Origin of the sequence: Paraburkholderia sp. 31.1 (assembly GCF_014397645.1) — a bacterium.
GTDB lineage: Bacteria > Pseudomonadota > Gammaproteobacteria > Burkholderiales > Burkholderiaceae > Paraburkholderia > Paraburkholderia tuberum.
This window is the reverse complement of sequence record NZ_VZQN01000054.1, coordinates 13067-37987: the sequence shown is the minus strand read 5'-3', so window position 1 is coordinate 37987 and position 24921 is coordinate 13067. Positions and strand designations below refer to the sequence as shown.

The following is a 24921-nucleotide window of genomic DNA, read 5'->3' as shown; positions in this document are numbered from 1 at the left end:
CCTGCATTACGCCAGCAGCGCGCCACAGCCATCCATGCGCTCGCGGTGCTGATGGGCCGCACGCCGGACAACGCCCCGGCCGTTCCCGATCTCGACAGCCTGGTGTTGCCCGAACACGTGCCTGTCGAGGTGCCGTCGGTCCTGCTGCGTTCGCGCCCCGACGTTCAGGCAGCCGACGCCGCCCTGAAGGCCGCAGCCGCCGATGTCGGCGCTGCGACCGCGCAGCTCTTTCCGAGCCTGTCACTGACGGGCTCGATGGGCCGCGGCGGCTTTAGCTGGCCGGCGGTGCTCTCAGGCGCGGGCGGACTCTGGGCCATTGGTGCGAGCCTGACGCAACCGATTTTCCATGGCGGCGCGCTGCTCGCGCACCGCAAGGCGTCGATCGACGCTTACGATGCGGCCGTGCTGAACTACAAGTCCACCGTTCTGTCGGCGTTCCAGAATGTCGCGGATTCGCTTGCCGCACTGGAAAACGACGCACAGACACTCGCGTCGACGGAAGCGGCGGCGGAGGCCGCGAGGGCGGCATTCGATGATACGGCGTCGCGCCATCGCATGGGCTCCCTGTCTTCTACGGCACAGTATGCCAGTGAGCAGCGGTTTCTAAGTGCACAGCTCAGCTCGATTCGCGCAGCAAGCCAGCGTATGAGCGATACTGCGGCGCTGTTCCAGTCGATGGGCGAACTGCCGGCCGGTCAGTCGGTAGCCGCGTCAAGAGAATGATCGTCCCTCGATGAGTTCGGGATGAGCGGCCCTTGACCGGGTCGCCATCCATCGAGAGTAGCTGTGGTGCCAGGCGCTAGTTAGGCACCCACAACATAAATGAGCCGGCATTTCAGCCGCGTCGAATGACACCAGAAAATTCATCCTGGTCGGTCCTATGGAGCATCAGAAACTGATTGCCTGCCACGAATGCGATCTGCTATTTCGCAAACCTACGCTTCTGAAAGGGCAGGTTGCCAGCTGTTCGCGCTGCGGTGCGAGCCTGAAAGGGATGCATGGCACCGGGCTGCCGCTTGACTGGATCTGCGCTGTGACCCTTGCGGGGTTGATTACTTTTTGTATAGCGCAGGCTTTCCCTGTCATAGAACTCAAAGCTAAGGGTATGGCGTCCGAGGCCACGCTGTTCGGCGCGGTGCGGTCGCTTTGGACACCGAAAGTACCAACGGGGCCTATGCGGGATTCGAGGGGACTCCGCGGCGCCTGTGGGCCAAGGAACTCGGCATTGAGTTCGTTCATATCGACCCGCACTGCAACCCCACCGCGCAGTTGCTGGGCGGGCGCTGGATTCCGGTCCGACCGCAAACCGATGCTGCTCTCGCCACCGCCATCATGTATGTGTGGGCCGTGGAGGGCCTGTACGACGAGGATTACATCGCCACCCGCACGACCGGGTTCGACGAGTGGAGGGCCTATCTTCTGGGCGAAACCGACGGCGTTCCCAAGACGCCCGAGTGGCAGGAGGGCGAAACCGGCGTGCCCGCCAAGGACGTCCGTGCGCTTGCCATCAACCCGGATCCGATGCACGTTGAGGCGAATTCGGTCAACGCGTTTCGGCCAACGCAAGGCAGCGACATAACGGCCTTCGGCTTTCGTGTCTACGCCGTGCTTGGATACGAGCAGGACGACGGGACGTTCAAGAAGGGCCGCGGCAATGCGTTCGCGGGCCCGCTGTACGGCGCTGTGCTGTCCGCTCCCAGCGACGCGGTCGAATCGCGCGTGCGCGATGCTGGCAGCAACGCTACCGTGCGCATGGTGATTCCGTTGTTGCTGACCGCGGTGGTCTGCAGCCCGTCTTGACGCGCGGCGTCCGTACCTTCACGGTGCAAGGCTTCCTGTCTGCCACGCCTCTTCGGCGCCGAAGTCAGGCTGGAGCCTGCCAATGACCGCTTCTCCAGAGAGCCGAATGGGTACTTCCGACCCATTGAACCCGGCACCCCATCTGCGGCAGCTACTGAACCCCTGAGCTGCCATTCGCCGATTTGCTTATCCATGTTTGTCAAGCGGTGTTGAGCGGTTTAACGGAAGACTTCCGGCGGTCTATTTGGCAGACGAATCGTTGGTGGACCACGCCCGCACCATCGCGATGATCGAGGCGGACAACGGGCACAAGCATGAGCCGGCTCGCCAACGCATCCGCGTTGGGGCGTCCCCGCCTGCTCAACGATCGGAACTGGGACGACTATAATTTTTAGTTCAGGGGATCCGCACCTTTGGCAATGAGGCGAAGCTTGGCGCACTTGCACCTGGACTTGCAAAGTCGCTCACCGATTCTGCGCTACGGCTTATCCGTCGTCTGCGTTGGGGCTGCACTTGGGCTGGCGCTCGTGTTCCGGTTTTTCGGGATCCACGACATCTACGGGTCCCCTTTTAACTTCGCCATCGGGGTTGCTTGCTGGTACGGAGGGGCAGGACCTTCCGTGCTGGCAGTCGTGCTATCGGTGGCATCCTACGATTATTTTCTTTCTGCGCCGCTGTACACCATCGGTCTTCAAACCAAAGATTTTCCGCGTTTTTTAGTTTTCACGGCATGGGGCTTGATCTTTGCCGGTTTCGTCGCTGCGCGACGGCGAATCGAAACTGAGCTTCGTCACACCAGCGATCGCCTTCAGGCCGAATTGCAACAGAGTCAGCATAAAGAAAGCGAGATTCACAGGCTCAATCAGGAAGTCACCGCGCGGGCTGAGCAGCTTGAAACGAGTAACAAGGAACTGCAATCCTTCGCCTATTCCGTCTCGCACGATCTACGCGCGCCACTTCGCCATGTGATCGGATACTCCGAGCTACTACAAAAACAGGCGGCCTCTTCGCTCGATGATAAAAGTCGTCGCTACATACAAACGATTGTCGACGCGGCAAAAAGAATGAGTAACCTGATCGACGATTTGCTGGCCTTTTCCAGGGTCGGACAGGTGGAGACCACAAAGACGCCGGTGAGCCTCGATCAGCTCGTCAAGGAGGTCGTTGCGGAGATCGGGCAAGAAACGAGCGGGCGAGACATTGTATGGACAATCAACCCTCTTCCGGTCTGCTACGGGGATCGTCCCATGCTCCGACTGGTTATCGCCAACCTCGTCGCCAATGCGGTCAAATTCACACGCATGCGAACGCGGGCCGAAATCGAGATTGGTTGCGTGGACCCAAATAAAGACGTGGTGGAGGTGTTTGTGAAAGATAATGGTGCAGGCTTTGACATGCGGTATGCGCATAAACTGTTCGGCGTTTTTCAACGTCTGCATCTCCCGGAGCAGTTTGAAGGTACTGGCATCGGACTAGCTATCGTTCAACGCATCATCGTCCGCCACGGAGGCAAGGTCCGTGCAGAGGGCGGGGTGGATCAGGGCGCTACTTTCTATTTTTCAGTGCCTAAGGCACACGGTGCAACGGCAAAGACTGCGAGGACACCATGGACCAACTAGGACGCATTCTGCTCGTCGAGGATGACCCGAGAGACGTCGAACTCACTCTGGCCGCGCTGTCAGACTGTAACTTGGCAAACGAGGTAGTGGTTGCCAGAGACGGACAGCAAGCCTTGGATTACCTCTATTGCAGGGAGGAATTTGTCGATCGCTACGACGAGAACCCTTCAGTCATGTTACTGGATCTGAAACTCCCCAAGGTCGATGGCTTGGAAGTCCTGGACACAGTGAAGTCGGACGAACGTTTGAAGCTCATTCCCGTGGTGGTGCTCACATCGTCGCACGAAGAGAAAGATATGATGCGAAGCTATAAACTCGGGGTAAACGCGTACGTAGTAAAGCCGATCGACTTTCATGAATTTATAAATGCCATCAAGGAGCTAGGCGTATTCTGGGCACTGATCAATGAGCCGCCGCCAGGCAGCATGAGGAAGGGGCAATAATGTCGGGGCTTCGCATTGTGTTGCTGGAAGATAACGCGAATGACGCCGAACTCATTCAAGAGTTCCTTCAAGCCGATCATCTCTGCTGCGAAATCGTTCGCGTGCAATCGCGTGCGGACTTCGAGGCTGCGTTGAAAACCGTTGGAATCGACCTGATTCTCGCGGATTACAAACTTCCGGCGTTCGACGGCCTCTCGGCATTGGAGGTCACTCTGCGCGAACGTCCCGAGGTGCCGTTTATCCTGGTTTCCGGCACGCTTGGCGAAGAACTGGCGGTAGAGGCGCTGAAGAGTGGCGCTACCGATTTCGTTCTGAAGACGCGGCTGTCGAGGCTCGTGCCCGCAGTGCGGCGCGCGCTGCGCGAAGCAAGTGAGCGAGCCGAACGCAAGAACGTCGAGCAGGCGCTACACCGGAGCGAGATGTATCTGGCGGAAGCCCAACGACTGAGCCATACAGGGAGTTTTGGCTGGTACCTGTTGAGCGGCGAGATCTATTGGTCAGATGAGACTTATCGAATATTCGAGCTCGACGCTGCCATCAAGCCCACCGTGCAGGCCATCATCGACCGGACGCATCCGGACGATCGTGTCCGTGTGCAGCAAATCATTGACCGCGCCGCAAGCGAAAGGAAGGCATTTACGATCGAGCATCGTCTGCTGATGGCTGATGCTTCTATCAAGTATGTTCGAGCTGTGGCGCATGGCGTGAACGGCTGTGATCCGGATCGCTTCCGTTTCGTGGGCGCGGTAATGGATATCACCGAGCGCAAACGCACCGAACAAACACTGCTCGAACGCGAGTCGAAGATCCGGCGCCTCGTGGATGCCAACATCATCGGGATCATTGTCTGGAATTTCGATGGTGAGATTCTCGAGGCCAATGACGCATTTCTGCGCATCGTGGGATACGAGCGTGAAGATATAGGCTCAGGTCGCGTAGGCTGGAGGGATCTGACGCCGCAGGAATGGCTCCCGCGCAGCGAACGGGCCCTGGTGGAGGCCGGGCAGACGGGGCGCGCCCAGCCTTACGAGAAGGAGTACATCAGGAGGGACGGTAGCCGTGTGCCCGTTATGGTCGGTTTGGCCACGTTTGACGCAAGCGGGACGGAAGGTGTGGCATTCGTCGTGGATCTGACCGAGCGCAAGCGTGCCGAAACCGAAGCCCACGAGAGCGAGCTGCGTTACCGGGAGGTGCAAAGGGAGCTGGCGCACGCGAACCGTGTCGCGACCATGGGCCAACTCACGGCCTCGATCGCTCATGAAGTCAACCAGCCGATCGCCGCGACGGTCACCAACGCCCAGGCGGCGCTGCGATGGCTCGCCGGCCAGCCTCCTGAAGTCGAGAAGGCCCGGCAGGCCCTCGGCCGGATCGTCAACGACGGTAACCGAGCGGGGGACGTAATCGGCCGCATCCATGAACTGATCAGGAAGACGCCGCCACGGAAGGAACCGGTGGACATCAACAAGGCAATCCGCGAGGTGATTGAGCTCACCCGTGGCGAAGCGTGGAAGCACGGCGCCTTGGTGCAGACGCATCTCGCGGACCGATTACCGCTAATTGAAGGAGATCGGGTCCAGTTGCAACAAGTCCTCCTTAATTTGCTCATCAACGCGATGGAGGTTATGAGCGGTGTCAGCGATGGCGTGCGGGAATTGCTCATCAGCACGGCAAGAGCCGACTCGGGCTGTGTACTCGTGACGGTGCTCGATTCGGGGCCTGGCTTTGCCGCGGACAGTGCCGAGCGCCTTTTCGCTCCTTTCTACACCACCAAGCCGACCGGTTTGGGGATGGGGCTGCCGATCTGCCGTTCGATCGTCGAGGCACACGGCGGCCGATTGTGGGCAAGCGCGAACGTGCCGCGCGGCGCGATCTTTCAATTCACGGTGCCCGCCCATCCAGACGCTTCATCGTAACTGCGAGCAGCACGAGCACTTCCTCGCGCTGCTGTCCGTCCGTTGGCCAAGGCAGAGATGCTATGTGGGACTACCCAAGCCAGACCCGTCCAGGGCAACGCTAATTAAGTCCACCGAACCGGTACGTCAGGCGTCAGAGATCGGATCGAACGAGGAAGGCGAAACAGGATGAAGCAGCAGACGCTGGCGATGGCAGCCGATCAAGGAACGGGTTTCGAGACGCACCGCAAACGCACGCGGCGCGACGAGTTTCTCGACACGATGAACGCGATCGTGCCATGGGCGCAACTGTGCGCGGTGATCGAGCCGCATTATCCGAAGCGCGGCAATGGCCGCCCGTCTGTTGGTCTTGAGCGCATGCTGCGGATCCACTTCGTGCAGTACTGGTTCAATCTTGCCGACTTCGCCTGTGAGTGCCATAACCGCGCAAGTGCGGAACGATTACCCGATAGCCCGCCGATGCGATCGGCAGCGAAGCGGGGGCGACGCTGTGGATGTCGCGCTCCCGAGAAGGCGTCGACGACGCCTGTTGATTTCATCCGACATTGCAAATCTCCTTCGAACGTTACGCCGTGCGAGACAGCGATCAGCGCAGCGACCTGAAGGCAGCGCGAATTTCTTCCGAGAAAAGTTGCGGTTGTTCCCATGCCGCGAAGTGGCCGCCCTTGTTCACTTCGTTGAAGTAGATGAGGTGGTGATAGCTGCGCTCGGTCCAACTGCGGGGCGCCTGATAGATCTCGCCGGGAAACACCGTCACGGCGGCTGGGATCGAGATGTTCACGCTATTGAAGTTGTTCGCGTTGTTGGTCCAGTACAGCTGCGCCGCCGACGTGGAGGTATTGGTCAGCCAGTACAACGTGATGTCGTCGAGCATCTCGTCTTTGCTCAATGACCGTTCAGGATCGCCGCCGCTGTAGGTCCAGTCCGCGAATTTGTCGTACATCCACGCAGCCTGCCCGACCGGAGAGTCCGCGAGCGCATAGCCGATCGTCTGCGGACGTGTGACCATCATCGCCGCATAGCCGCCGCCGCGCGTGTACAGATTGTTCAGCGACTGGTAGGCGATTTTCTCCTTGTCGGAAAGTCCGCGCGGCGGCGGATCGCCTGCCTTCAGCCGTTTTGCGATTTCGGGCGGGACAGTCGCTGGCATGTTGACGTGAATGCCGAGCAAGCCCGGCGGCTTTTGCGCGGCCATCTTGTCGGCGATCACCGAGCCCCAGTCTCCGCCCTGCGCGACGTAGTGCTGATAGCCCAACCGCCGCATCAGTTCTTCCCACGCTCGCGCGATGTGATCAGGCGTCCAGTCGGCCGTTGCCGGCTTGCCCGAAAACCCATATCCGGGCATCGATGGCAGAACCAGATCGAACGAATCCTCCGCCTGTCCTCCGTACGCTACCGGGTCAGTCAACGGTCCGATCACCTTGAGCTCTTCGAAGACCGAGCCGGGCCAGCCATGCGTCATGATGAGCGGCAACGCACCGGGATTTTTCGAGCGTACCCAGATGAAGTGAATATCGACGCCGTCGATCGTGGTCACGTACTGCGGCAGCGCGTTGAGCTTCGTTTCAGCATTGCGCCAGTCGTAGTCGGTGCCCCAATACTGCACGAGCGCCTGCAGCTTCGCGAGCTGCGCGCCTTGCGACCGATCCGTCACCGTCTCCGGTTGCGGCCAGCGCGTCTGCGCGATGCGTTTCTTCAGGTCGGCTAGCTGCGCGTCGGAAAAGTGCGCCGTGAACGGTCGGATCGCCGTGTCGTCCGTCGACGCAGCCGACGTCGCGGGCGCTTCGGCCGCAAGCGCGGTCGCCGGCAAGTTCGCGATGGCGGGAGCCGCCATCAGCGCGGTGACGAGTAGGGATTTGAGGACTTTCATGAGGAGTTCTCCTGACCTGCGATAAGGAAACGGTGACTAGAATGGGAACTGAAAGAGTCGGTCGACCGCTGGTGCGGAAGGATCGTCGAGGGCCGCTTATTCGCGTTCAATCAAATCCGCGCATCCATAGCGCATTTATATGGGCGGCCGCCGAGATCGCAAAGGACGTAGAAACTACGGTTTCAGGACACCACTCAAAGGAATCGCCGTGCCGTCAGTCGCGTTCGTCGTGTTCGATGGGTTTCACGCCATGTCGCTCGCCGCGCAGCCGGTGTTTTCGTTTGCCAATCGGAAATTCGGTGAATCGTTCTACGAAGTACTCACGCTGTCGGAACATGGCGCGCCGGTCAGACCGATCGGTGGTCCCACGGTGATGACCGAACCCTTCGAAGAGCGAACGTTCGACACGGTCCTTTTCACGGGCGGCGATCCGGGCGCGGCGCGGCCGTCCCATGGGCTGCTCGCCTACGCACGTCACAGCGCGGCGACGGCCCGGCGCGTCGCCGCTATTTGCACGGGCGCCTTCGTGCTGGCCGAAGCGGGCCTTCTCGACGGCAAGCGCGCCACCACGCACTGGGTCTATGCGTCCGCGCTGCGGAAGCATTTTCCGCGCATCCGTGTGGAGGAAGACCGGATTTACGCGGTCGACGGTTCGATTTGGACGTCGGCGGGCATGACGGCGGGAATCGATCTCGCGTTGGCGCTGGTCGAGGCCGATCTGGGCGTGGACGCTGCGAGATCGGTCGCGCAAACGCTCGTCGTTTCTCATCGACGCGCCGGTGGTCAGTCCCAGCATTCGGCGTTGCTGGAACTCGATGCGAAATCGGATCGCATTCAGTCCGCGCTGACGTACGCGCGGAAGAATCTCGCGCAACCGCTGCTGGTGGAACAACTGGCCGAAGTGGCGCGGCTCAGCCCGCGTCAGTTCAGTCGCGCGTTCCGGGCGGAGACGGGGCAATCGCCCGCCAAGGCCGTCGAGAGACTGCGTCTCGAAGCCGCGCGACTCATGCTGGAAAGGAGCCGCCATACGGTCGAACAGATCGCCCAGCAGACCGGATTTTCCGACCCGCGCCGCATGCGCGATGCGTTCACTCGAGCGTTTGGACAACCGCCACAGGCGATACGTCGCAATGCGCGCTGGGCCGCGCCGGGATGATGGGGGCGGCCCAGCGCAGTCTTCGATCGGTAGGTCTGGTCGGCAATGACCCGCGCGACCGTTTGCAGCGACTGCTCGAGCGTCGTCAATCTGACCGAGCCGAGCGCGAGCCGGATCGCGTGCGCTACGTGCGCCGACGCGGCGAACGGATGCGCGGTCGAAACGGCGATCTTCTCGCGCCTCAGGGCCATGGCGATCGCCTGGCGCAACGCGGCGCATTCGATGCCGAACTCGTCGCCGTCGAAATAGAAGGGCGCAAGGGCAGCATCCAGTTCACGCGCGACGAGCAGCCGCGTCCGGAAACGACCGTGGAAACGCTGGCAAAGCTGCGTCCCGCGTTCCGTCCCGATGGCACGATCACGGCGGGCAATCCGGCATGTTCGGTCTCGGTCCCGTGCCAGCCGTGCATATCGCGTTGGAGCGAGCGGGCTGGAAGCTCACCGATCATCGCTGTGGCGCAGCATGATTCAATTGACCGTCGCCAACGAAGCGGCATATCTTGAGCATTGCCGACGCTACGCTCTCGACCACCTGGGCCAACAGGTCAGATAGCGAGGTATCGGTTGCATGTCCGCGGCAGGTTCGATCTCATCGCTGCACGCGCGATAACCCGCGAGAAGTCAGGCGCCTGCATCGAACAACAGGACAGACCAGGCCCATCTTTTGCGGTCTGCGCGCGCACGTCGTTCTTGGTTAGGGTGGAAGATCATCATGTCGAGACAGCCCGGTTGGTCAGTCGTCATCGGTGCAATCACACTTGTGTTTCTCGCGCTCACTTCGCTTTACCTCGTGATCGGCGGAGCATGGCTGATTGCCGTAGGTGGGTCGTGGTACTACCTGATCACGGGCCTGCTGCTCGCAGTAGTGACGTGGTTGCTTTACCGGCGCAAGCCCGCTGCGCTCGTTCTCTATGCGCTCGTGATGATTGCGACGGCGGTCTGGGCACTGTGGGAGTCCGGCACGGACTTCTGGGCATTGGCTCCGCGCTCCGGGGTGCTGGTCATTTTCGGCGTGTGGCTACTGCTGCTCGTGAGCTGGCGGATGGAGGGCGCACGCGGGCTCGGCATTGGTTCGCTCGTCGTTGCATTGGCTGTCTGGGCGGGCGTGCTCATCTACGCGAACTTCAACGACCCGCAAACGGTCAACGGCAGCTTCAGTGCGGCATCGGCGGCCCCCGCAGAGACCGGTGATAGCGCCGCCGACTGGCCGGCCTACGCGCGCACCCAGGCCGGTACCCGCTATTCCCCGCTGACTCAAATCACGCCTGCAAACGTCAAGGACTTACAGGTCGCGTGGACCTTCCGGACCGGGGATAGCAAAGGCCCCAACGACCCCGTCGAGATTACGGACGAAGTCACGCCGATCAAGATCGGCGAGACCTTGTTTCTATGCTCGCCGCATCAGATCCTATGGGCGTTGGATGCGCGGACCGGCAAGTTGAAATGGAAATTCGATCCGCAGCTGAAGGCCGATCCGTCGTTCCAGCACGTGACCTGCCGTGGTGTGGCTTACGTCGATCTTTCCGCGGCCGGTCCCGCGCCGACGGCTGATCAGCCCTCGGGCGCATCGGCCGCTGCGCCGGAGCAGCAGGCAGCATCGGCCGCGGCGCCGGAGCAGCAGGCAGCGTCGGCCGCGGCGCCCGCTCAGCAGCAACCAGCGTCTGCGCCCGCTGCGACTGCTGCGACCGCCGCGACCTGCATGCGCCGCATCTATCTGCCCGTCAACGATGGCCACCTGTATGCGCTCGACGCGGAGACAGGGGCGCTGTGCAAAACCTTTGCCAACGGCGGCGATCTCGATCTCCAGCACAACCAGCCGGTGACGACCCCCGGCATGTATGAGCCGACCTCGCCGCCGGTCATCACGAACGACGTGATCGTCGTCGCGGGCGCGGTCGAGGACAACTATTCGACGCGCGAGCCGTCGGGCGTGATCCGCGGCTTCGATGTGCGTTCCGGCGAACTGCTGTGGGCATTCGACTCAGGCGCGAAGGACCCGAATCAGAATCCTCCGGCCGGCGGTCACTACACGCTCACGTCCCCGAACTCGTGGGCGCCCGCTGCATACGATCCCAAGCTGGACATCGTCTATCTGCCGATGGGCGTGACCACGCCGGACATCTGGGGCGGCAACCGGACGGCGGAGCAGGAGCGTTTCGCGAGCGGCCTGCTCGCGCTGCACGCGTCGACGGGCAAGCTCGCGTGGTTCTATCAGACGGTCCACCACGACCTGTGGGACATGGACCTGCCATCGCAGCCCACGCTAGCGGACATTACCGACGTCAAGGGCAATACCGTGCCTGTCGTGTATGCGCCGGCCAAAACCGGCAACCTGTTCGTGCTCGACCGGCGCACGGGCGTGCCGGTGGTGCCGGCTCCGGAGCGTCCGGTGCCGCAGGGTGCGGCGCCCGGCGACCATGTTTCGCCTACCCAGCCGTTCTCCGGACTGACATTCCGGCCATCGAAGGATCTCACCGATGCCGACATGTGGGGCGCCACGATGTACGACCAGCTGGTATGCCGGATCATGTTCCACAAGCTGCGCTATGAAGGCACCTTCACGCCTCCATCAGAGCAAGGAACGCTGGTCTTTCCGGGCAATCTCGGCATGTTCGAGTGGGGCGGCATGGCGGTCGACACAGATCGCCAGATTGCGGTCGCCAATCCGATAGCGCTGCCGTTCGTATCGCGGCTGATTCCGCGTGGCCCGGGCAATCCGATTCAGCCGGTACCGGGCGCGAAAGGTTCGGGGACGGAGACCGGAATTCAGCCGCAATACGGCGTTCCGTTCGGCGTGACACTGAATGCGTTCATGTCGCCGGTCGGTCTTCCTTGCAAGCAACCTGCCTGGGGCTTCATTTCGGCGATCGATCTGAAGACCAACCAGATCGTATGGAAGAAGCGGATCGGAACGGTGCGGGACAGCTCACCGCTTCCGTTGCCGTTCAAGATGGGGATGCCGATGCTCGGCGGCCCGATCATCACGGCGGGCGGGGTGGCGTTCATCGGCGCGACGGCCGACAACTACATTCGCGGCTTCGACGTGAACAACGGCAGGCAGCTCTGGCAGGCGCGTCTGCCCGCCGGCGGGCAGGCAACGCCGATGAGCTATTCGGTCAACGGACGTCAGTTCGTGGTGATTGCGGCGGGCGGTCACGGCTCATTCGGTACGAAGCTCGGCGACTACGTGATTGCCTATGCGTTGCCGCAATAGCAAAGCGGTGAAGCAGGGTGGACGTGCGTGGACAGGACTGCCACGTCCACGCACGGCAATGCGCTCATCTGTTTGTCACTGACTTGCGGCGGACGGCGAACTGCTCGCCGCCGAATCCGCGTTGGCTGTTCCACCCGCCTTATCGGCGGGCTTGCAGCCCGCGCATATCGCGGCGATAGCGATCGTGATCGGGCTCGCGAGAAGCCGGCGGTAGAGGATTGGTTTCATGACATCTCCTGGTTGGGTGGCATCCGATCAATACTTGCGACGCAATCAGACAGCGCTCGTCGGGCTATCCTGCAGAGCTACGCATCTCCTATTCCCGCTACATTGAATTCACGTCAGTGCGAGAATCTGTCGGTCACTCCGTGTACTGAGAAACCCAATATGGGCTCCGACCTTGCCGGATAAAACCCAAGGAAAAACATACTTTGCCTGGACGGATTGGCTAAGATGTCGCAGGTTCGCGCGCGCTCCGGATGACGACACAGCCTTGCCGCATTCCGATGCGCCGCGGCGTCGCGCCGGGAAAACAGAAAACGTTGTCACGCTCCCGCTCGGAGGCCATTCATGACTATTGGCGTATATGCCACGCTGGTTGCGACGTCGCTCGTGCTGCTGCTCGGCGAAAAGCTCGTGCAGTGGATCGGCGTGCTAAGGACCTATTCGATTCCGGCGCCGGTGGCAGGCGGGCTCATCGTCGCGATCTGCGTGCTGATCACGCGCCTCACCACCCACGTGCAGGTCAGGTTCGATTCGACGATGCAGGTGCCGCTGATGCTCGCGTTCTTCTCGACGATCGGTCTGAATGCGCATCTATCGAGTTTGAAGGCGGGCGGCCCGGTGTTGATCCGCTTTCTCGCGCTGGTCTGCGGGCTGCTGATCCTGCAGAACGTGGTCGGCTTGCTGCTCGCGTTCGCCCTCGGCGTCGATCCGCTGCTTGGGATTCTCGGCGGCTCGGTCACGTTGTCGGGCGGCCACGGTACTGGCGCCGCGTGGAGCCAGATCTTTACCGAGCGTCACGGACTGGAGTCGGCGACCGAGATCGCGATCGGCTGCGCGACGTTTGGCCTCGTGATGGGCGGCGTGCTCGGCGGTCCGATCGCACGGCTGCTGATGCGGCGGATCAGCGCCGACGAGTTGCTGCGCGTCAAACAGCTAAAGGACGAAACGCTGGTCTTCGAAGAACCGAAGGCGCAGCAGGCCACCACGCCCGCCGCGATCATCACGACGCTCGCGCTGATCTCGATCTGCCTCGCGGGCGGCGAAATGTTTGCCGACTGGATCGCGGACACCGCGTTCGAATTGCCGACGTTCGTCTGCACGCTGTTCATCGGCGTGATCCTGAGCAACCTGCTCGCGCTCGTGCGTGTGCGGATCGACCAGCACGCGGTCGCGCTTGTCGGCAACGTCGCGCTCGCGCTCTTTCTCGCGATGGCGCTGATGCGGCTCGACCTCTGGGGGCTTGCCGCGCTCGCGGTGCCGATCATCTCGATCCTCGCGGCACAGACGCTGCTGATGGCGCTCTACGCGGTATTCATCACGTTCCCCGCGATGGGCCGCAACTACGACGCGGTCGTGTTGTGCGCGGCGCAATGCGGCCTCGGACTTGGCGCCACGCCGACCGCGATCGCGAACATGCAGGCGATCACGAACCGCTTCGGCCACTCTCATATCGCGTTCCTGATCGTGCCCTTGACGGGCGCGTTTTTCATGGACATCGTCAACGCGATCGTCATCAAACTGTTTCTCGCGCTGCCGTTTTTCCATTGAGCAGCGGTGGCATTGGCACATCAACCCAAGCGGGCAAATACCATGAGCGATCCACGACACATCGCACCCGACAGCACCGCCGCGCGCGTCGCGTTATGGCGTGCGCTGCACGTGCAGGCCGACGCGCCGCCGCACGTGCTCGAAGACGAAGTCGGCTTGCAGTTGCTGGCACCCGCCGAAGACTGGCGCAGCCGTGGCGATATGGATCCGCGGTTCACGCGGCCGTTTCGCGCGTCGATCGTCGCGCGCGCACGCTTTATCGAGGATCTGGTCGTCGAGCAGACCGGGCGCGGTGTGGATCAATACGTGATTCTGGGCGCCGGTCTCGACAGCTTCGCGCAACGCCGGCCCGACATTGCGTCGCGGCTCACCGTGTTCGAGGTCGACCCGCCGGGACCGCAAACGTGGAAGCGTCAGCGGCTCGGCGAGCTTGGTTTCGGCCTGCCGGACTGGCTGCGTTTCGTGCCGGTCGACTTCGAAGCGGGCGATAGCTGGCGGCAGCGTCTCGTCGCCGAAGGCTTCGACGAAACCAGGCCGGCCGTCGTCGTGTCGACCGGCGTCAGCATGTATCTGACGAAAGAGGCGAATGCCGCGACGCTGCGCGAAGTGGCCGGGCTGGCGCGCGGCTCGACGTTCGCGATGACGTTCCTGTTGCCGCTGGAGATGGCGGACCCGGACGTGCGCCCCGGACTCGAAATGGCAGAGAAGGGCGCGCGTGCGAGCGGTACACCGTTCATCAGCTTCTTCATGCCGCAGCGGATGATCGCCATGGCGCGCGAAGCGGGCTTTGACGACGCGCGGCACGTGTCCGCGGCCGATCTGACGCAGCGCTACTTCGCGGCTCGGACGGATGGGCTGCGACCGCCGGGCAATGCGGAGGAGTTGCTGGTGGCGAACACCTAAGGGCGATGACGCCAACCGAAGTTACCAACCCGGCATGTGAGTCGTGAATACGCAATCGCTTTCCCCGCACCGCTATAATCGCGCTCGACCATGGCCTCCGAAGTCTACTCATGAAAAAGATCGCTGCCTTCGCACTCATCGCATGTGCACTCGCCGCCTGCTCGTCCCCGGAAAAGCAGGCGCAACGCGCCCAGCAGGAGATCCTTCATAGCGAGCCGAACCTCCGCGCCGCGCAACGCGATGCGGTGATCGACTGCACACCGGCGAATTGCGATGCCGCGTGGGCGGCGACGAAACGCTATATCGAGCAGCATTCCGACACGCGCGTGATCCGCGCGGACGCGGTCGCGATCGATACCGACGTGCCCGACGATTCGGGCAAAGCCGCTTTCTCAGCGACCCGCGCGAACAAGAGCACGGGCGGCGCGACGCTGTCGCTGTTCGCGCAGTGCCGCGGCATGTATGGGCCCGACAGCGCGAAGGGCGACGACTATGACGCGTGCGCCGAGAAGATCCTGAAGATTCAGAACGGCTACGTGCCATATCTGCGCTCGCACGCATCGGCGCAATAGGCGGCAAGCTACCGGAACCACCGGGCCCCGAACGCGGCACTCGCGTAGCGATTCGCCGAACCCTCGCCACGATGCGGCGGGAGGCGCTATGCTGATGCGTCTTTGCCTCGCGGAACCTTCTCATGCAAGCTCCTGGCGCAACCGTACCGATCTCGCTCGTCAACGGGTTCCTCGGCAGCGTCGGGACGCGGCCGGATATCGTCGACCGGCATCTGTCGGGCGCGAACATTCCGCGCGCGCTTCTGGACCAGCCTGGAGCGCGCGTCACCGAGGAACAGTTCTCCACGCTCTACCGCTCGCTCGCGATCGAACTCGACGATGAGATGCCCGGCGTTTTCTCGCGCCCGCTGCGCAGCGGCGCGCTCAAGTTTCTCTGCCTGAGCCTGCTGGATGCGCCGAATCTCGAATCCGCGATGCACCGGTTCGGCCAGTTCTTCCATCTCGTGCTGGACGACTTCCGCTTCGAGTCGCGCCGCGGCGACCTCGTCGCGAGCCTGGCGCTGCGTCCGGGAAGCACGGGAGCGCAACCCGGCATGCTGGGCCAGGAGCTGATGCTGAAGCTCGCGCATGGGATCGCGTCCTGGCTGATCGGTCAACGGATTGCGTTGTTGCAGGTGCAGTTCGCCTTTCCCCGTCCCGCTCACGCGCTCGAGTATCTTTATCTGTTTCCCGGACCGGCGAAGTTCGACTGCAATCAGACCTCGATGCAGTTCAGCAGCAGCTATTTCGACCTGCCCGTGCGTCAGCGCAAGGCGAACCTGCGCAGGTTTCTCGCTCGCGCGCCGGAAGACTGGATCTTCGTTTCGTTCAACGAGCAGTTGTTCAGTCATCGCGTGCGGGAACATCTCGCGTCCCGGCTGCCCGACGTCCCGTCCATCGAAGAGGCGGCGGAAGGCCTGCACTGCTCGGTCAGAACGCTGTGCCGTCATCTTGCCGCCGAGGGCACGGCGTTCCAGATGCTCAAGGACGAATTGCGCCGCGACATCGCGATCCAGCGCCTGACGGGCACGCGCGAGCCCATCGCCATCATCGCGGGCGACGTCGGCTTCGGCGACCCCACCGCATTCCACAGAGCGTTCCGTCACTGGACCGGCAGCACCCCGGCGGCCTATCGCCGGGGTGGCTGATCGCGTCATATCGATGCGTCGGCAACACCCGCCGACGCAGTTCCCACGGGGCGCTTACTCCCTCCGACGTGGCCAGAGATGTCAATAGATCGTCCGGTTTGGACAACCGGGCAGGGCCTGTCCGACGCTACGATTCAGCCATACGTTACCCCGGCCGCATCGGTGCCAGACGGGTGACTTTCCCTACGGACTATCTGATCGGAAGAATGGTAATGAGCTACGTCGCGCCTCTCAAAGAAATGTTGTTTGCACTCACGGAACTGGCCGGAATCGACCAACTGGCGGGCTTGCCCGGCTGCGAGGACGCAACCGCCGACACCGCTCGTGCGGTGCTCGAAGAGGCCGCGCGGCTGCACGAAGGCGTGCTCGCGCCGCTGAACGTCGACGGCGACCGCAGCCCGAGCACCTGGAAGGACGGCGTGGTGACCGCCACGGCCGGTTTCAAGGACGCGTTTCGCCAGTTCAGCGAAGGCGGCTGGCAGGGTTTGCAACATCCGTCTGAATACGGCGGTCAGGATCTGCCCAAGCTGCTGTCGACGCCCTGCATCGAAATGCTCAACGCCGCCAACCTGTCGCTGGGGCTGTGCCCGCTCCTGACCGACGGCGCGATCGAAGCGCTGCTGACGGCAGGTAGCGAGGAGCTGAAGCAGCGCTACGTGCCGAAGATGATCGCAGGTGTTTGGACCGGCACGATGAATCTGACCGAGCCGCAAGCCGGCTCCGACCTCTCGCTCGTGCGCACCCGCGCCGAGCCGCAGGGCGACGGCTCGTACCGGATCTTCGGCACGAAGATTTTCATCACCTGGGGCGAGCACGACATGACGGAAAACATCGTGCATCTGGTGCTCGCACGCACGCCGGGCGCGCCTGAAGGCGTGAGAGGCATTTCGCTGTTCGTCGTGCCGAAGTTCCTCGTCAACCAAGACGGCTCGCTCGGCGAGCGCAACGACGTTCACTGCGTATCGATCGAACACAAGCTCGGCATCAAGGCGAGCCCGACCGCCGTGCTGCAGTTCGGCGATCACGGCGGCGCGATCGGGCAGCTCGTCGGCGAGGAGAACCGCGGTCTGGAGTACATGTTCATCATGATGAACGCCGCGCGCTTCGCCGTGGGGGTACAGGGCGTGGCGATCTCGGATCGCGCGTACCAGCAGGCCGTCGCGTATGCGAAGGAGCGCGTGCAGAGCCGCCCCGTGGATGGCTCCGCGAAGCAGTCGGTCGCCATCATCCAGCATCCCGACGTGCGGCGCATGCTCTCGACGATGCGCGCGCTGACCGAAGGCGCACGCGCTCTGGCCTATGTGTCGGCGTCGCATTGCGATCTCGCGCATCGTCATCCGGACGGCGCGACGCGCGCGAATCATCAGGCGATCTACGAATACCTGGTGCCGATCGTGAAGGGCTGGAGCACGGAGATGTCGCTGGAGGTGACGAGTCTCGGCGTGCAGGTGCACGGCGGCATGGGCTTCATCGAGGAAACCGGCGCCGCGCAGTACTACCGCGATGCGCGCATTCTGCCGATCTACGAAGGCACGACGGCGATCCAGGCCAACGACCTCGTCGGCCGCAAGACCATGCGCGACAACGGCGAGGTGGCCGGGATGCTGCTCGCGCAGATCGACGCGACCCTGGCCGCGGTGCAAGCGCACCCCTCGTATGGTTCGAGCGCGGCTTTTCAGGCGATGCATCGTCATCTGTCCGCCGGCCGCGAGGCGTTGTACAGCGCGGTGCGCTACGTGGTCGAGAACGTCAAAAGCGATCCGAATGCGGTGTTCGCCGGCAGTGTGTCCTATCTGATGCTCGCGGGTATCGTGCTCGCGGGTTGGCAAGTCGCACGGTCGCTCGTGCTGGCGGCCGACAAGCGCGACGAAGATCCGTCCTTCCATGACGCGAAGATCGCGACCGCGCATAGCTACGCGACGCAGGTGCTGCCTCGTGCAATCGCGCTCGAAGCGGCGGTTCGCGGTGCTCGCGATGGCGAAGGCGCGCTGGCGCTGCGCGAAGACCAGTTCTGATCGATCAACGGACGTAATGTGTCATTCAAAGCGGTAGGGCTCGGCCCTATTGGTGTGGGAAGGAGAGTGTTGTGAGAGTTCTTGTAGCAGTCAAGCGAGTGGTCGACTACAACGTGAAGGTCCGCGTGAAATCGGACGGTACGGGCGTCGATATCGCGAACGTGAAAATGTCGATGAACCCGTTCGACGAAATCGCGGTTGAAGAAGCGGTGCGTCTGAAGGAAGCGGGCGTCGCGACCGAAGTGATCGCCGTGTCGGCCGGTGTTGCGCAGGCGCAGGAAACGCTGCGCACCGCGCTCGCCATCGGCGCGGATCGCGCGATCCTGATCGAATCTGGTGAAGACCTGCAGCCGCTCGCCGTCGCGAAGCTGCTCAAGGCGCTCGTCGACAAGGAGCAGCCGCAACTGGTGATCCTCGGCAAGCAGGCCATCGACGACGACTCCAATCAGACCGGCCAGATGCTCGCCGCGCTCGCAAATCTGCCGCAGGCGACGTTCGCGTCGAAGCTTGTCGTGGCGGACGGCAAGGCGACGGTGTCGCGGGAAGTGGACGGCGGCGCGGAAACGCTGTCGCTGACGCTGCCGGCCGTGGTCACGACCGATCTGCGCCTGAACGAGCCGCGCTACGTGACGCTGCCGAACATCATGAAGGCGAAGAAAAAGCCGCTGGAAACGGTCAAGCCCGAAGACCTCGGCGTCGATGTCACGCCGCGTCTGAAGACGCTGAAAGTCGCCGAGCCGCCCAGGCGCTCGGCCGGTGTGAAGGTGCCGGACGTGAAGACGCTGGTCGAGAAGCTGAAGACCGAAGCGAAGGTGCTGTGAGGAGACCCGAGAAATGACGAACCTGGTAATTGCAGAACACGACAATGCGTCGATCAAGGCCGCGACGCTGAACACGATCGCAGCGGCACAGAAGATCGGCGGTGATATTCACGTGCTGGTCGCGGGGCATAACGCGCAGGGCGCGGCCGATGCTGCCGCGAAGATCGCGGGTGTCAGCAAGGTGCTGCTCGCCGATGCACCGCAACTGGCCGCAGGCCTCGCGGAAAACGTCGAAGCAACGGTGCTGACGCTCGTGCAAGATGCGGCGAAGCACTACACGCACATCCTCGCGCCGGCTACCGCCTACGGCAAGAATGTCGCGCCGCGTATCGCCGCGAAGCTCGACGTCGCGCAGATCAGCGACATCACGGCAGTGGATTCGGCCGACACGTTCGAGCGTCCTATCTACGCGGGCAACGCAATCGCGATCGTGCAATCGGCTGATCCGATCAAGGTCATCACCGTGCGCTCGACCGGTTTTGATGCCGTCGCAGCCGTTGGCGGCAGCGCAGCGGTCGAGAAGATCGAAGCGGCAGCCGACGCAGGCCTCGCGCAGTTCGTGAGCCGCGAAGTGACGAAGCTCGATCGTCCGGAACTGACGAGCGCGAAGATCATCGTGTCGGGTGGCCGTGGTCTGGGCAATGGCGAGAACTACATGAAGGTGCTGGAACCGCTGGCCGACAAGCTCGGCGCGGCACTGGGCGCATCGCGTGCGGCGGTCGACGCGGGCTTCGTGCCGAACGACTATCAGGTCGGCCAGACCGGCAAGATCGTCGCGCCGCAACTGTACGTCGCGGTCGGCATCTCAGGGGCGATCCAGCACCTCGCCGGCATGAAGGACTCGAAGGTCATCATCGCGATCAACAAGGATGAAGAAGCGCCGATCTTCGGCGTCGCCGATTACGGCCTCGTTGGCGATCTGTTCACCCTCGTGCCGGAACTCGAGCAGGCGCTCGGCTAACCGCATCCAGCGGTTCGCGTCCGGCACAACGCGCAGTACGTGCCAGAAGAGAGGGCAAATGCGCGCCCAGCAAGCGGAATAATCATGAATGAGCTTAACGGACACGATTTCGAAGACCTGCGACCGGGCATGAGTGCCCGGTTCGCCAAGACCATCACGGAGGCGGACATTCTGCTTTTCGCGGGCGCGTCGGGAGACATCAACGCGGTTCACATCAACGAGGAGTTTGCGCAAACCACACCCTTCAAGGGGCGCATCGCTCACGGCATGTTGACCGCCAGCATCATCTCCGCGGCGATCGCGGGGCGGCTGCCCGGCCCGGGCACGATCTACCTCGGCCAGAACCTGCGCTTCAAGTCGCCGGTTCGACCCGGCGACACCGTGCAGGCCGAAGTGACCGTCAAGGAACTGATTCACGACAAGCGCCGCGTGGTGCTGTCCACCGTTTGCACGGTTGGCGGCAAGGTGGTGATCGAAGGCGACGCCGTGGTCATGCCGACAACCTGCCGCGACCGTGTCGTCGAGGACGCGGCTTGCGCCGTCAGCAAAGCATGATAGCGAGCCCCGCCATGAGAATGCCATTCAGCATGCCACACGAGTTTTCCACGGGCTGGGTCAATGCCGGCTTCGATTTATGGCGTTTTTCGCCGGTCAAGGATGAATACGCGACGACGGTGCCCGACACCGACGGCTCGGACTTCGATCTCAACGGGCCGTTTGCGCGAGGCTCCGTGACCCACACGAGCGCCCACTATCTGCAACAGCAGGCGCAACTGTGGAGCGACGCCGTCGCCGGATTGATCGGCGGGCGCACGGAGTTGAAGGCGGTCGCCGAGCCCGAGCAGGGAGACCGGCGCTTTCACGCCGACGACTGGTCCAGCAACGGCTGGTACAGCCTTCTTAAACAGAGCTATCTGATCAATGCCCGAGCACTCGCGGAGTTCGTCGAGGCGAGCGCGCTCGACGAAAAGGGCAAGCACAAGCTGCGCTTTTTCATGCGCCAGTTCATCGACTTCGCCAGCCCCGCGAATTTCGTCGCGACGAATCCCGAAGTCATCCGGGCGGCGGTGGAATCGGGCGGATCGAGCCTGCTCGCAGGCGTTACGCATCTGCTCGACGATCTGGGCAGCGGCTCGATTTCGATTACCGATCAAAGCGCGTTCGAAGTGGGCCGCAGCGTTGCCACGTCCAGTGGCGCGGTGGTCTATGAGAACGATCTGTTTCAGCTGATCCAGTACGAGCCGCTGACACCGAAGGTCGCCGCGCGGCCGCTCGTGATCGTTCCTCCGTGCATCAACAAGTTCTACATCCTGGATCTGCAGCCGGAGAATTCCTTCGTGCGCTTCGCCTGCGAGCAGGGCCTGACGGTGTTCGTCGTGTCCTGGCGCAACCCGCAGCAGGACATGGCGCAGACCACGTGGGACGCCTACCTCGAGGACGGCGTGATGCAGGCGATCAGCGTCGCGCGTGCGATTAGCCGGGCCGACCAGGTCAATGCATTGGGCTGGTGCGTGGGCGGCACGATGCTGTCGTCGGCGCTGGCGGTCATGCGTGCGAACGGCGACGACTCCGTGGCCAGCCTGACGCTGCTGACGGCGTTGCTCGACTTCACCGACCCGGGCGATCTCGGCGTGTTCATCGACGAGCAGGGCGTGGCGATGCGCGAGCATGCGATCGGTGGCGGTGGGCTCTATCCCGGACGCGAACTCGGCTTCGTATTCCAGTCGCTGCGTGCCAACGATCTGATCTGGCCGTATGTCGTGAACAATTACCTGAAAGGCAAAACCCCGGCCGCGTTCGATCTGCTGTACTGGAACGCGGACACGACCAATCTGCCCGGTCCGATGTACAGCTTCTATCTGCGCAACATGTACCTCGAAAACAGTCTGCGCGTGCCGAACAAACTGAAGTTCTGCGACACGCCGGTGGATCTCGGCAACATCGATATCCCAAGCTATCTGATGGCGGCCGAGGAAGATCACATCGTGCCGTGGCGGTCCGCCTATCAGTCGACGCAACTACTGGGCGGTCAAACCGAGTTCGTGCTGGGGGCAAGCGGCCATATCGCGGGTGTGATCAATCCGGCCTCGAAGAACAAGCGCAGCTACCGAACCAACGATACCTGCGACGAGAACGCCGACGAGTGGCTCGCAACGTCGGTTCAGCAGCGCGGCAGCTGGTGGATTCACTGGATCGACTGGGTCAAGCAGCATTCCGGCGAGCAGGTCGAGGCGCGCACGAAGCTCGGCAATAGGAAGTACAAGGCAATCGAGAGCGCACCGGGCCGCTATGTGAAGCTTCGCGCCGAGTGACCGGATGGCGATAGCGGGTGCGGCGACAACGGGGGGTGATGCTCAGTGCATCACCCTCCGTTTTTTTTGTCTTCACTGCCACCGACCGTCACTTCGCGTGGCTCGCGCGCCAGTCGCGCGGCGTCATGTGGAAGCGCGACACGAACCAGTTCGTGAACGATCCCTGTTGCGCGTAGCCGAGAAGCGCCGAGACCCGTCCGATCGGATAGGTGGGATTGCTCATGTAGCGCACGGCGAGTTCGCCGCGGACTTCCTCGACCTGATCCGAAAAGCTGGTGCCGGCCGAATTCAACTGCCGTTGCATGGTGCGCACGCTCAGACGCAAATAACGTGCAACCAGCTCGGCGTTCGCCTGCTCGAGCGGCAGCAGCAGGTAGATCGCCTTGCGCACTTCCAGCGCGGCCGATTCCGCGGCGCTCACGTTCAGCGGAGAGGCGAGGCTTTCCGCATAGCGCACGAGTTCAGGATCGGCCAGTGGATTCGGGTAGTCGAGATCGGCGCTTGCGCAGACGAACCCGTTGAAGTCGCTGCCGAACACCAGCGGACAGCCGAAGAAGCGTCGATGAAACGTCAGGTCTTTGGGCGCCGGATGCGTGAAGTGGACTTCGCGCGGTTTCCAGAGCTTGCCGAGCAGAGCACCGGAGTGCCGCGCGAGGACACCGAGCGCCAGTTCGATCGCCTGCCTTGTCGGGGTGCCCCGTTCGACGACGAGTTCCTCCCGAATGGTGACCGTATTGTCCGCGTCCTCGACGTACACCGCCAGCGCTTCGTTGAGCAGATGGCGGTATTCGGCCGCGGCCAGCAACACTTCGCGCAGCGTGCGTTTGTGCGCGAGCAGGACATTGATCACGCCGCTGCCGAAGGTCTGCCGCGTTTCCGCCATTTGCAGCGCGAGGGTCGGGCACGACGCCTTTTCGGCCGTCATTTCCAGTAGCCGGCAACAGGCGGTGGCCGATACGCGATCGTCCGGATTCGCGAGCGCGCCGGCGTCGATGCCGGCCTGCTTCGCGAGCTCGACCGGATTGAGTCCAAGCCGTCGCGTCACTTCGAAATAGCCGCTCATGGCTACCGACGTCACCATCGTTTCCATCGTAGTTTCTCCGGACGATTCACACGCTGGGTATTTTTTCTAGTCATTAAACACATGCTTCGCGCAATTATTGGTGTTAACGCGCAGTGGCACGAATCGCTAAAAGGATGGCGTCCAATCATAAAAGTGTAGCGCGCGATTGCCGTATTGTGGGCACATGTCGTTCGATGTGTTCCAGCAAATTTTCATGCGACCTCGCGATAGCGGAACACCGTCACTTCAAAACTGGATGGAGGCAAGCAAATGCAATTTCTCGACGATTCGTTGCACCCTGAGAATCAGGACAAGGTAGTCATCACCACCGCCCCTTACGGCCCGGAATGGATGCCGGAGGACTTCCCGGAAGACATCCCCGTGACGATGGACGAGCAGATCCAGAAGGCCGTCGACTGCTACAACGCCGGCGCCACGGTATTGCACCTGCACGTGCGTGAACTGGACGGCAAGGGCTCGAAGCGCCTGTCGAAGTTCAACGAACTGATCGCGGGTGTGCGCGCGGCAGTGCCCGACATGATCATTCAGGTCGGTGGCTCGATCTCGTTTGCACCGGAAGACGACGGACAAGCCGCGAAGTGGCTGTCCGACGACACGCGCCATATGCTGGCCGATCTCGATCCGAAGCCCGATCAGGTGACGGTCGCGATCAACACCACGCAGATGAACATCATGGAGCTGCTCTATCCGGAGTATCTGGCAGGCACCTCGCTTTCCAACCCCGGGTTCATGGCCGCCTATAGTGAAATGACGGTTCCGGCTGGCCCCGCCTGGGTCGAGGAACACCTGCGGCGCCTGCAGGCTTCGGGCATCCAGCCGCACTTCCAGCTCACCGGCATCCACGCGCTCGAAACGCTCGAGCGCCTCGTGCGCAAGGGCGTCTACAAGGGCCCGCTGAACCTGACGTGGATCGGTATCGGTGGCGGCTTCGACGGCCCCAATCCATTCAACTTCTTCAACTTCGTGCATCGCGCGCCGGATGGCTGCACGCTCACCGCCGAGTCGCTGCTGAAGAACGTGCTGCCGTTCAACATGATGGCGATGTCGATGGGCCTGCATCCGCGCTGCGGCATCGAGGACACGATCATCGATCAGCACGGCAAGCGCTTCACGTCGGTGCAGCAGATCGAGCAGTGCGTGCGCGTCGCGCGCGAACTGGGACGCGAAATTGCCACTGGCAAAGAAGCGCGCGAGATCTATCGTATTGGTGTGCAGTACGAGACGGTCGAAGAGACGCTGGTCGCCAACGGCATGGCGCCGAACCGCCAGGCCGGTGTCAGGAACCTGCCGCTTCGCGCGGCGTGATCACCAGGAGCCCGGGCCGGCGCATTGGCCGAGG

Annotated in this window: 19 protein-coding genes and 5 pseudogenes; 20 read left to right on the top strand and 4 right to left on the bottom strand. The window is 62.6% G+C overall.

Annotated features, from left to right (window positions below):
* The 7 genes and pseudogenes from F6X37_RS31065 to F6X37_RS31030 all read left to right on the top strand — a co-directional run.
* On the top strand, window positions 1-723 hold a 723-nt coding region (locus tag F6X37_RS31065), incomplete at its 5' end, for a TolC family protein (protein ID WP_187613954.1).
* 157 nt (window positions 724-880) lie between these two features.
* Window positions 881-1096, top strand: a pseudogene (locus F6X37_RS37720) (PqiA protein); the annotation flags it as partial.
* 53 nt (window positions 1097-1149) lie between these two features.
* Window positions 1150-1506 (top strand): annotated as a pseudogene (locus tag F6X37_RS38095) (pyrogallol hydroxytransferase large subunit); the annotation flags it as partial.
* A 725-nt stretch (window positions 1507-2231) separates the two neighbouring features.
* Entirely contained in the window at window positions 2232-3419 is a 1188-nt protein-coding gene (locus F6X37_RS31045; protein WP_167368755.1) for a PAS domain-containing sensor histidine kinase, read from the top strand.
* Window positions 3407-3862: a response regulator gene (locus tag F6X37_RS31040; RefSeq protein ID WP_090809426.1), complete on the top strand. Its 456-nt coding sequence runs from the start codon at window positions 3407-3409 to the stop codon at window positions 3860-3862. The genes F6X37_RS31045 and F6X37_RS31040 overlap by 13 nt, the downstream gene beginning before the upstream one ends.
* The gene (locus F6X37_RS31035; protein WP_187613953.1) at window positions 3862-5775 is read left to right on the top strand and encodes an ATP-binding protein; all 1914 of its coding nucleotides are present in this window, start codon (window positions 3862-3864) and stop codon (window positions 5773-5775) included. The genes F6X37_RS31040 and F6X37_RS31035 overlap by 1 nt, the downstream gene beginning before the upstream one ends.
* 168 nt (window positions 5776-5943) lie before the next feature.
* Window positions 5944-6240, top strand: a pseudogene (locus tag F6X37_RS31030) (transposase); the annotation flags it as partial.
* A gap of 121 nt (window positions 6241-6361) precedes the next feature.
* Here the strand turns inward: F6X37_RS31030 and F6X37_RS31025 are convergent.
* Entirely contained in the window at window positions 6362-7645 is a 1284-nt protein-coding gene (locus F6X37_RS31025; RefSeq protein ID WP_187613952.1) for an epoxide hydrolase family protein, read from the bottom strand.
* 208 nt (window positions 7646-7853) lie between these two features.
* On the opposite strand from F6X37_RS31025, the gene F6X37_RS31020 reads away from it, so the two are divergent.
* On the top strand, window positions 7854-8801 hold the full coding sequence (locus tag F6X37_RS31020) for a GlxA family transcriptional regulator (protein WP_187613951.1): 948 nt from the start codon (window positions 7854-7856) through the stop codon (window positions 8799-8801).
* 29 nt (window positions 8802-8830) lie between these two features.
* Here F6X37_RS31020 and F6X37_RS37290 read toward each other — a convergent pair.
* Window positions 8831-9001: pseudogene (locus tag F6X37_RS37290) on the bottom strand (PLP-dependent aminotransferase family protein); the annotation flags it as partial.
* 9 nt (window positions 9002-9010) lie between these two features.
* Between F6X37_RS37290 and F6X37_RS31010 the strand changes: the two are divergent.
* Window positions 9011-9246, top strand: a pseudogene (locus F6X37_RS31010) (acetyl-CoA C-acyltransferase); the annotation flags it as partial.
* 266 nt (window positions 9247-9512) lie between these two features.
* The gene (locus F6X37_RS31005; protein WP_187613950.1) at window positions 9513-12014 is read left to right on the top strand and encodes a glucose/quinate/shikimate family membrane-bound PQQ-dependent dehydrogenase; all 2502 of its coding nucleotides are present in this window, start codon (window positions 9513-9515) and stop codon (window positions 12012-12014) included.
* 75 nt (window positions 12015-12089) lie between these two features.
* Here F6X37_RS31005 and F6X37_RS31000 read toward each other — a convergent pair whose 3' ends face one another.
* On the bottom strand, window positions 12090-12242 hold the full coding sequence (locus F6X37_RS31000; RefSeq protein WP_187613949.1) for a hypothetical protein: 153 nt from the start codon (window positions 12240-12242) through the stop codon (window positions 12090-12092).
* Between the two features lie 342 nt (window positions 12243-12584).
* On the opposite strand from F6X37_RS31000, the gene gltS reads away from it, so the two are divergent.
* The 9 genes from gltS (at window position 12585) to phaC (ending at window position 22498) form a co-directional block, all read left to right on the top strand.
* Entirely contained in the window at window positions 12585-13787 is a 1203-nt protein-coding gene (gene gltS / locus F6X37_RS30995) for a sodium/glutamate symporter (protein ID WP_187613948.1), read from the top strand.
* A 42-nt stretch (window positions 13788-13829) separates the two neighbouring features.
* Window positions 13830-14690 carry a class I SAM-dependent methyltransferase gene (locus F6X37_RS30990; RefSeq protein ID WP_187613947.1) on the top strand — a complete coding sequence of 287 codons (861 nt, stop codon included), beginning with the start codon at window positions 13830-13832 and terminating at the stop codon, window positions 14688-14690.
* A gap of 110 nt (window positions 14691-14800) precedes the next feature.
* The gene (locus F6X37_RS30985; RefSeq protein ID WP_187613946.1) at window positions 14801-15262 is read left to right on the top strand and encodes a hypothetical protein; all 462 of its coding nucleotides are present in this window, start codon (window positions 14801-14803) and stop codon (window positions 15260-15262) included.
* Window positions 15263-15384: 122 nt separating this feature from the next.
* Entirely contained in the window at window positions 15385-16389 is a 1005-nt protein-coding gene (locus tag F6X37_RS30980) for an AraC family transcriptional regulator (protein ID WP_090809441.1), read from the top strand.
* Window positions 16390-16601: 212 nt separating this feature from the next.
* Complete coding sequence (locus F6X37_RS30975; protein WP_187613945.1) at window positions 16602-18404, top strand: acyl-CoA dehydrogenase; 1803 nt, start codon at window positions 16602-16604, stop codon at window positions 18402-18404.
* A 71-nt stretch (window positions 18405-18475) separates the two neighbouring features.
* A complete protein-coding gene (locus F6X37_RS30970; RefSeq protein ID WP_187613944.1) occupies window positions 18476-19225 on the top strand; it encodes an electron transfer flavoprotein subunit beta/FixA family protein in 750 nt (249 codons plus the stop codon).
* Between the two features lie 13 nt (window positions 19226-19238).
* Entirely contained in the window at window positions 19239-20186 is a 948-nt protein-coding gene (locus tag F6X37_RS30965; RefSeq protein ID WP_090809447.1) for an electron transfer flavoprotein subunit alpha/FixB family protein, read from the top strand.
* A gap of 84 nt (window positions 20187-20270) precedes the next feature.
* On the top strand, window positions 20271-20741 hold the full coding sequence (locus tag F6X37_RS30960) for a MaoC family dehydratase (protein ID WP_187613943.1): 471 nt from the start codon (window positions 20271-20273) through the stop codon (window positions 20739-20741).
* 14 nt (window positions 20742-20755) lie between these two features.
* On the top strand, window positions 20756-22498 hold the full coding sequence (gene phaC / locus F6X37_RS30955; RefSeq protein ID WP_187613942.1) for a class I poly(R)-hydroxyalkanoic acid synthase: 1743 nt from the start codon (window positions 20756-20758) through the stop codon (window positions 22496-22498).
* An 88-nt stretch (window positions 22499-22586) separates the two neighbouring features.
* Here phaC and F6X37_RS30950 read toward each other — a convergent pair whose 3' ends face one another.
* On the bottom strand, window positions 22587-23588 hold the full coding sequence (locus tag F6X37_RS30950) for an AraC family transcriptional regulator (RefSeq protein ID WP_187613941.1): 1002 nt from the start codon (window positions 23586-23588) through the stop codon (window positions 22587-22589).
* A gap of 243 nt (window positions 23589-23831) precedes the next feature.
* On the opposite strand from F6X37_RS30950, the gene F6X37_RS30945 reads away from it, so the two are divergent.
* On the top strand, window positions 23832-24887 hold the full coding sequence (locus tag F6X37_RS30945; RefSeq protein ID WP_090809455.1) for a 3-keto-5-aminohexanoate cleavage protein: 1056 nt from the start codon (window positions 23832-23834) through the stop codon (window positions 24885-24887).
* Window positions 24888-24921: the final 34 nt, after the last annotated feature.

Excerpts from the sequence above, each read along its gene's own strand:
- F6X37_RS31040 (WP_090809426.1), top strand. The coding sequence starts at position 3,407 with ATGGACCAACTAGGACGCATTCTGCTCGTCGAGGATGACCCGAGAGAC.
- F6X37_RS31035 (WP_187613953.1), top strand. The coding sequence starts at position 3,862 with ATGTCGGGGCTTCGCATTGTGTTGCTGGAAGATAACGCGAATGACGCC.
- F6X37_RS31025 (WP_187613952.1), bottom strand. The coding sequence starts at position 7,645 with ATGAAAGTCCTCAAATCCCTACTCGTCACCGCGCTGATGGCGGCTCCC.
- F6X37_RS31005 (WP_187613950.1), top strand. The coding sequence starts at position 9,513 with ATGTCGAGACAGCCCGGTTGGTCAGTCGTCATCGGTGCAATCACACTT.
- F6X37_RS31000 (WP_187613949.1), bottom strand. The coding sequence starts at position 12,242 with ATGAAACCAATCCTCTACCGCCGGCTTCTCGCGAGCCCGATCACGATC.
- gltS (WP_187613948.1), top strand. The coding sequence starts at position 12,585 with ATGACTATTGGCGTATATGCCACGCTGGTTGCGACGTCGCTCGTGCTG.
- F6X37_RS30990 (WP_187613947.1), top strand. The coding sequence starts at position 13,830 with ATGAGCGATCCACGACACATCGCACCCGACAGCACCGCCGCGCGCGTC.
- F6X37_RS30985 (WP_187613946.1), top strand. The coding sequence starts at position 14,801 with ATGAAAAAGATCGCTGCCTTCGCACTCATCGCATGTGCACTCGCCGCC.
- F6X37_RS30980 (WP_090809441.1), top strand. The coding sequence starts at position 15,385 with ATGCAAGCTCCTGGCGCAACCGTACCGATCTCGCTCGTCAACGGGTTC.
- F6X37_RS30975 (WP_187613945.1), top strand. The coding sequence starts at position 16,602 with ATGAGCTACGTCGCGCCTCTCAAAGAAATGTTGTTTGCACTCACGGAA.
- F6X37_RS30965 (WP_090809447.1), top strand. The coding sequence starts at position 19,239 with ATGACGAACCTGGTAATTGCAGAACACGACAATGCGTCGATCAAGGCC.
- F6X37_RS30960 (WP_187613943.1), top strand. The coding sequence starts at position 20,271 with ATGAATGAGCTTAACGGACACGATTTCGAAGACCTGCGACCGGGCATG.
- phaC (WP_187613942.1), top strand. The coding sequence starts at position 20,756 with ATGAGAATGCCATTCAGCATGCCACACGAGTTTTCCACGGGCTGGGTC.
- F6X37_RS30950 (WP_187613941.1), bottom strand. The coding sequence starts at position 23,588 with ATGGAAACGATGGTGACGTCGGTAGCCATGAGCGGCTATTTCGAAGTG.
- F6X37_RS30945 (WP_090809455.1), top strand. The coding sequence starts at position 23,832 with ATGCAATTTCTCGACGATTCGTTGCACCCTGAGAATCAGGACAAGGTA.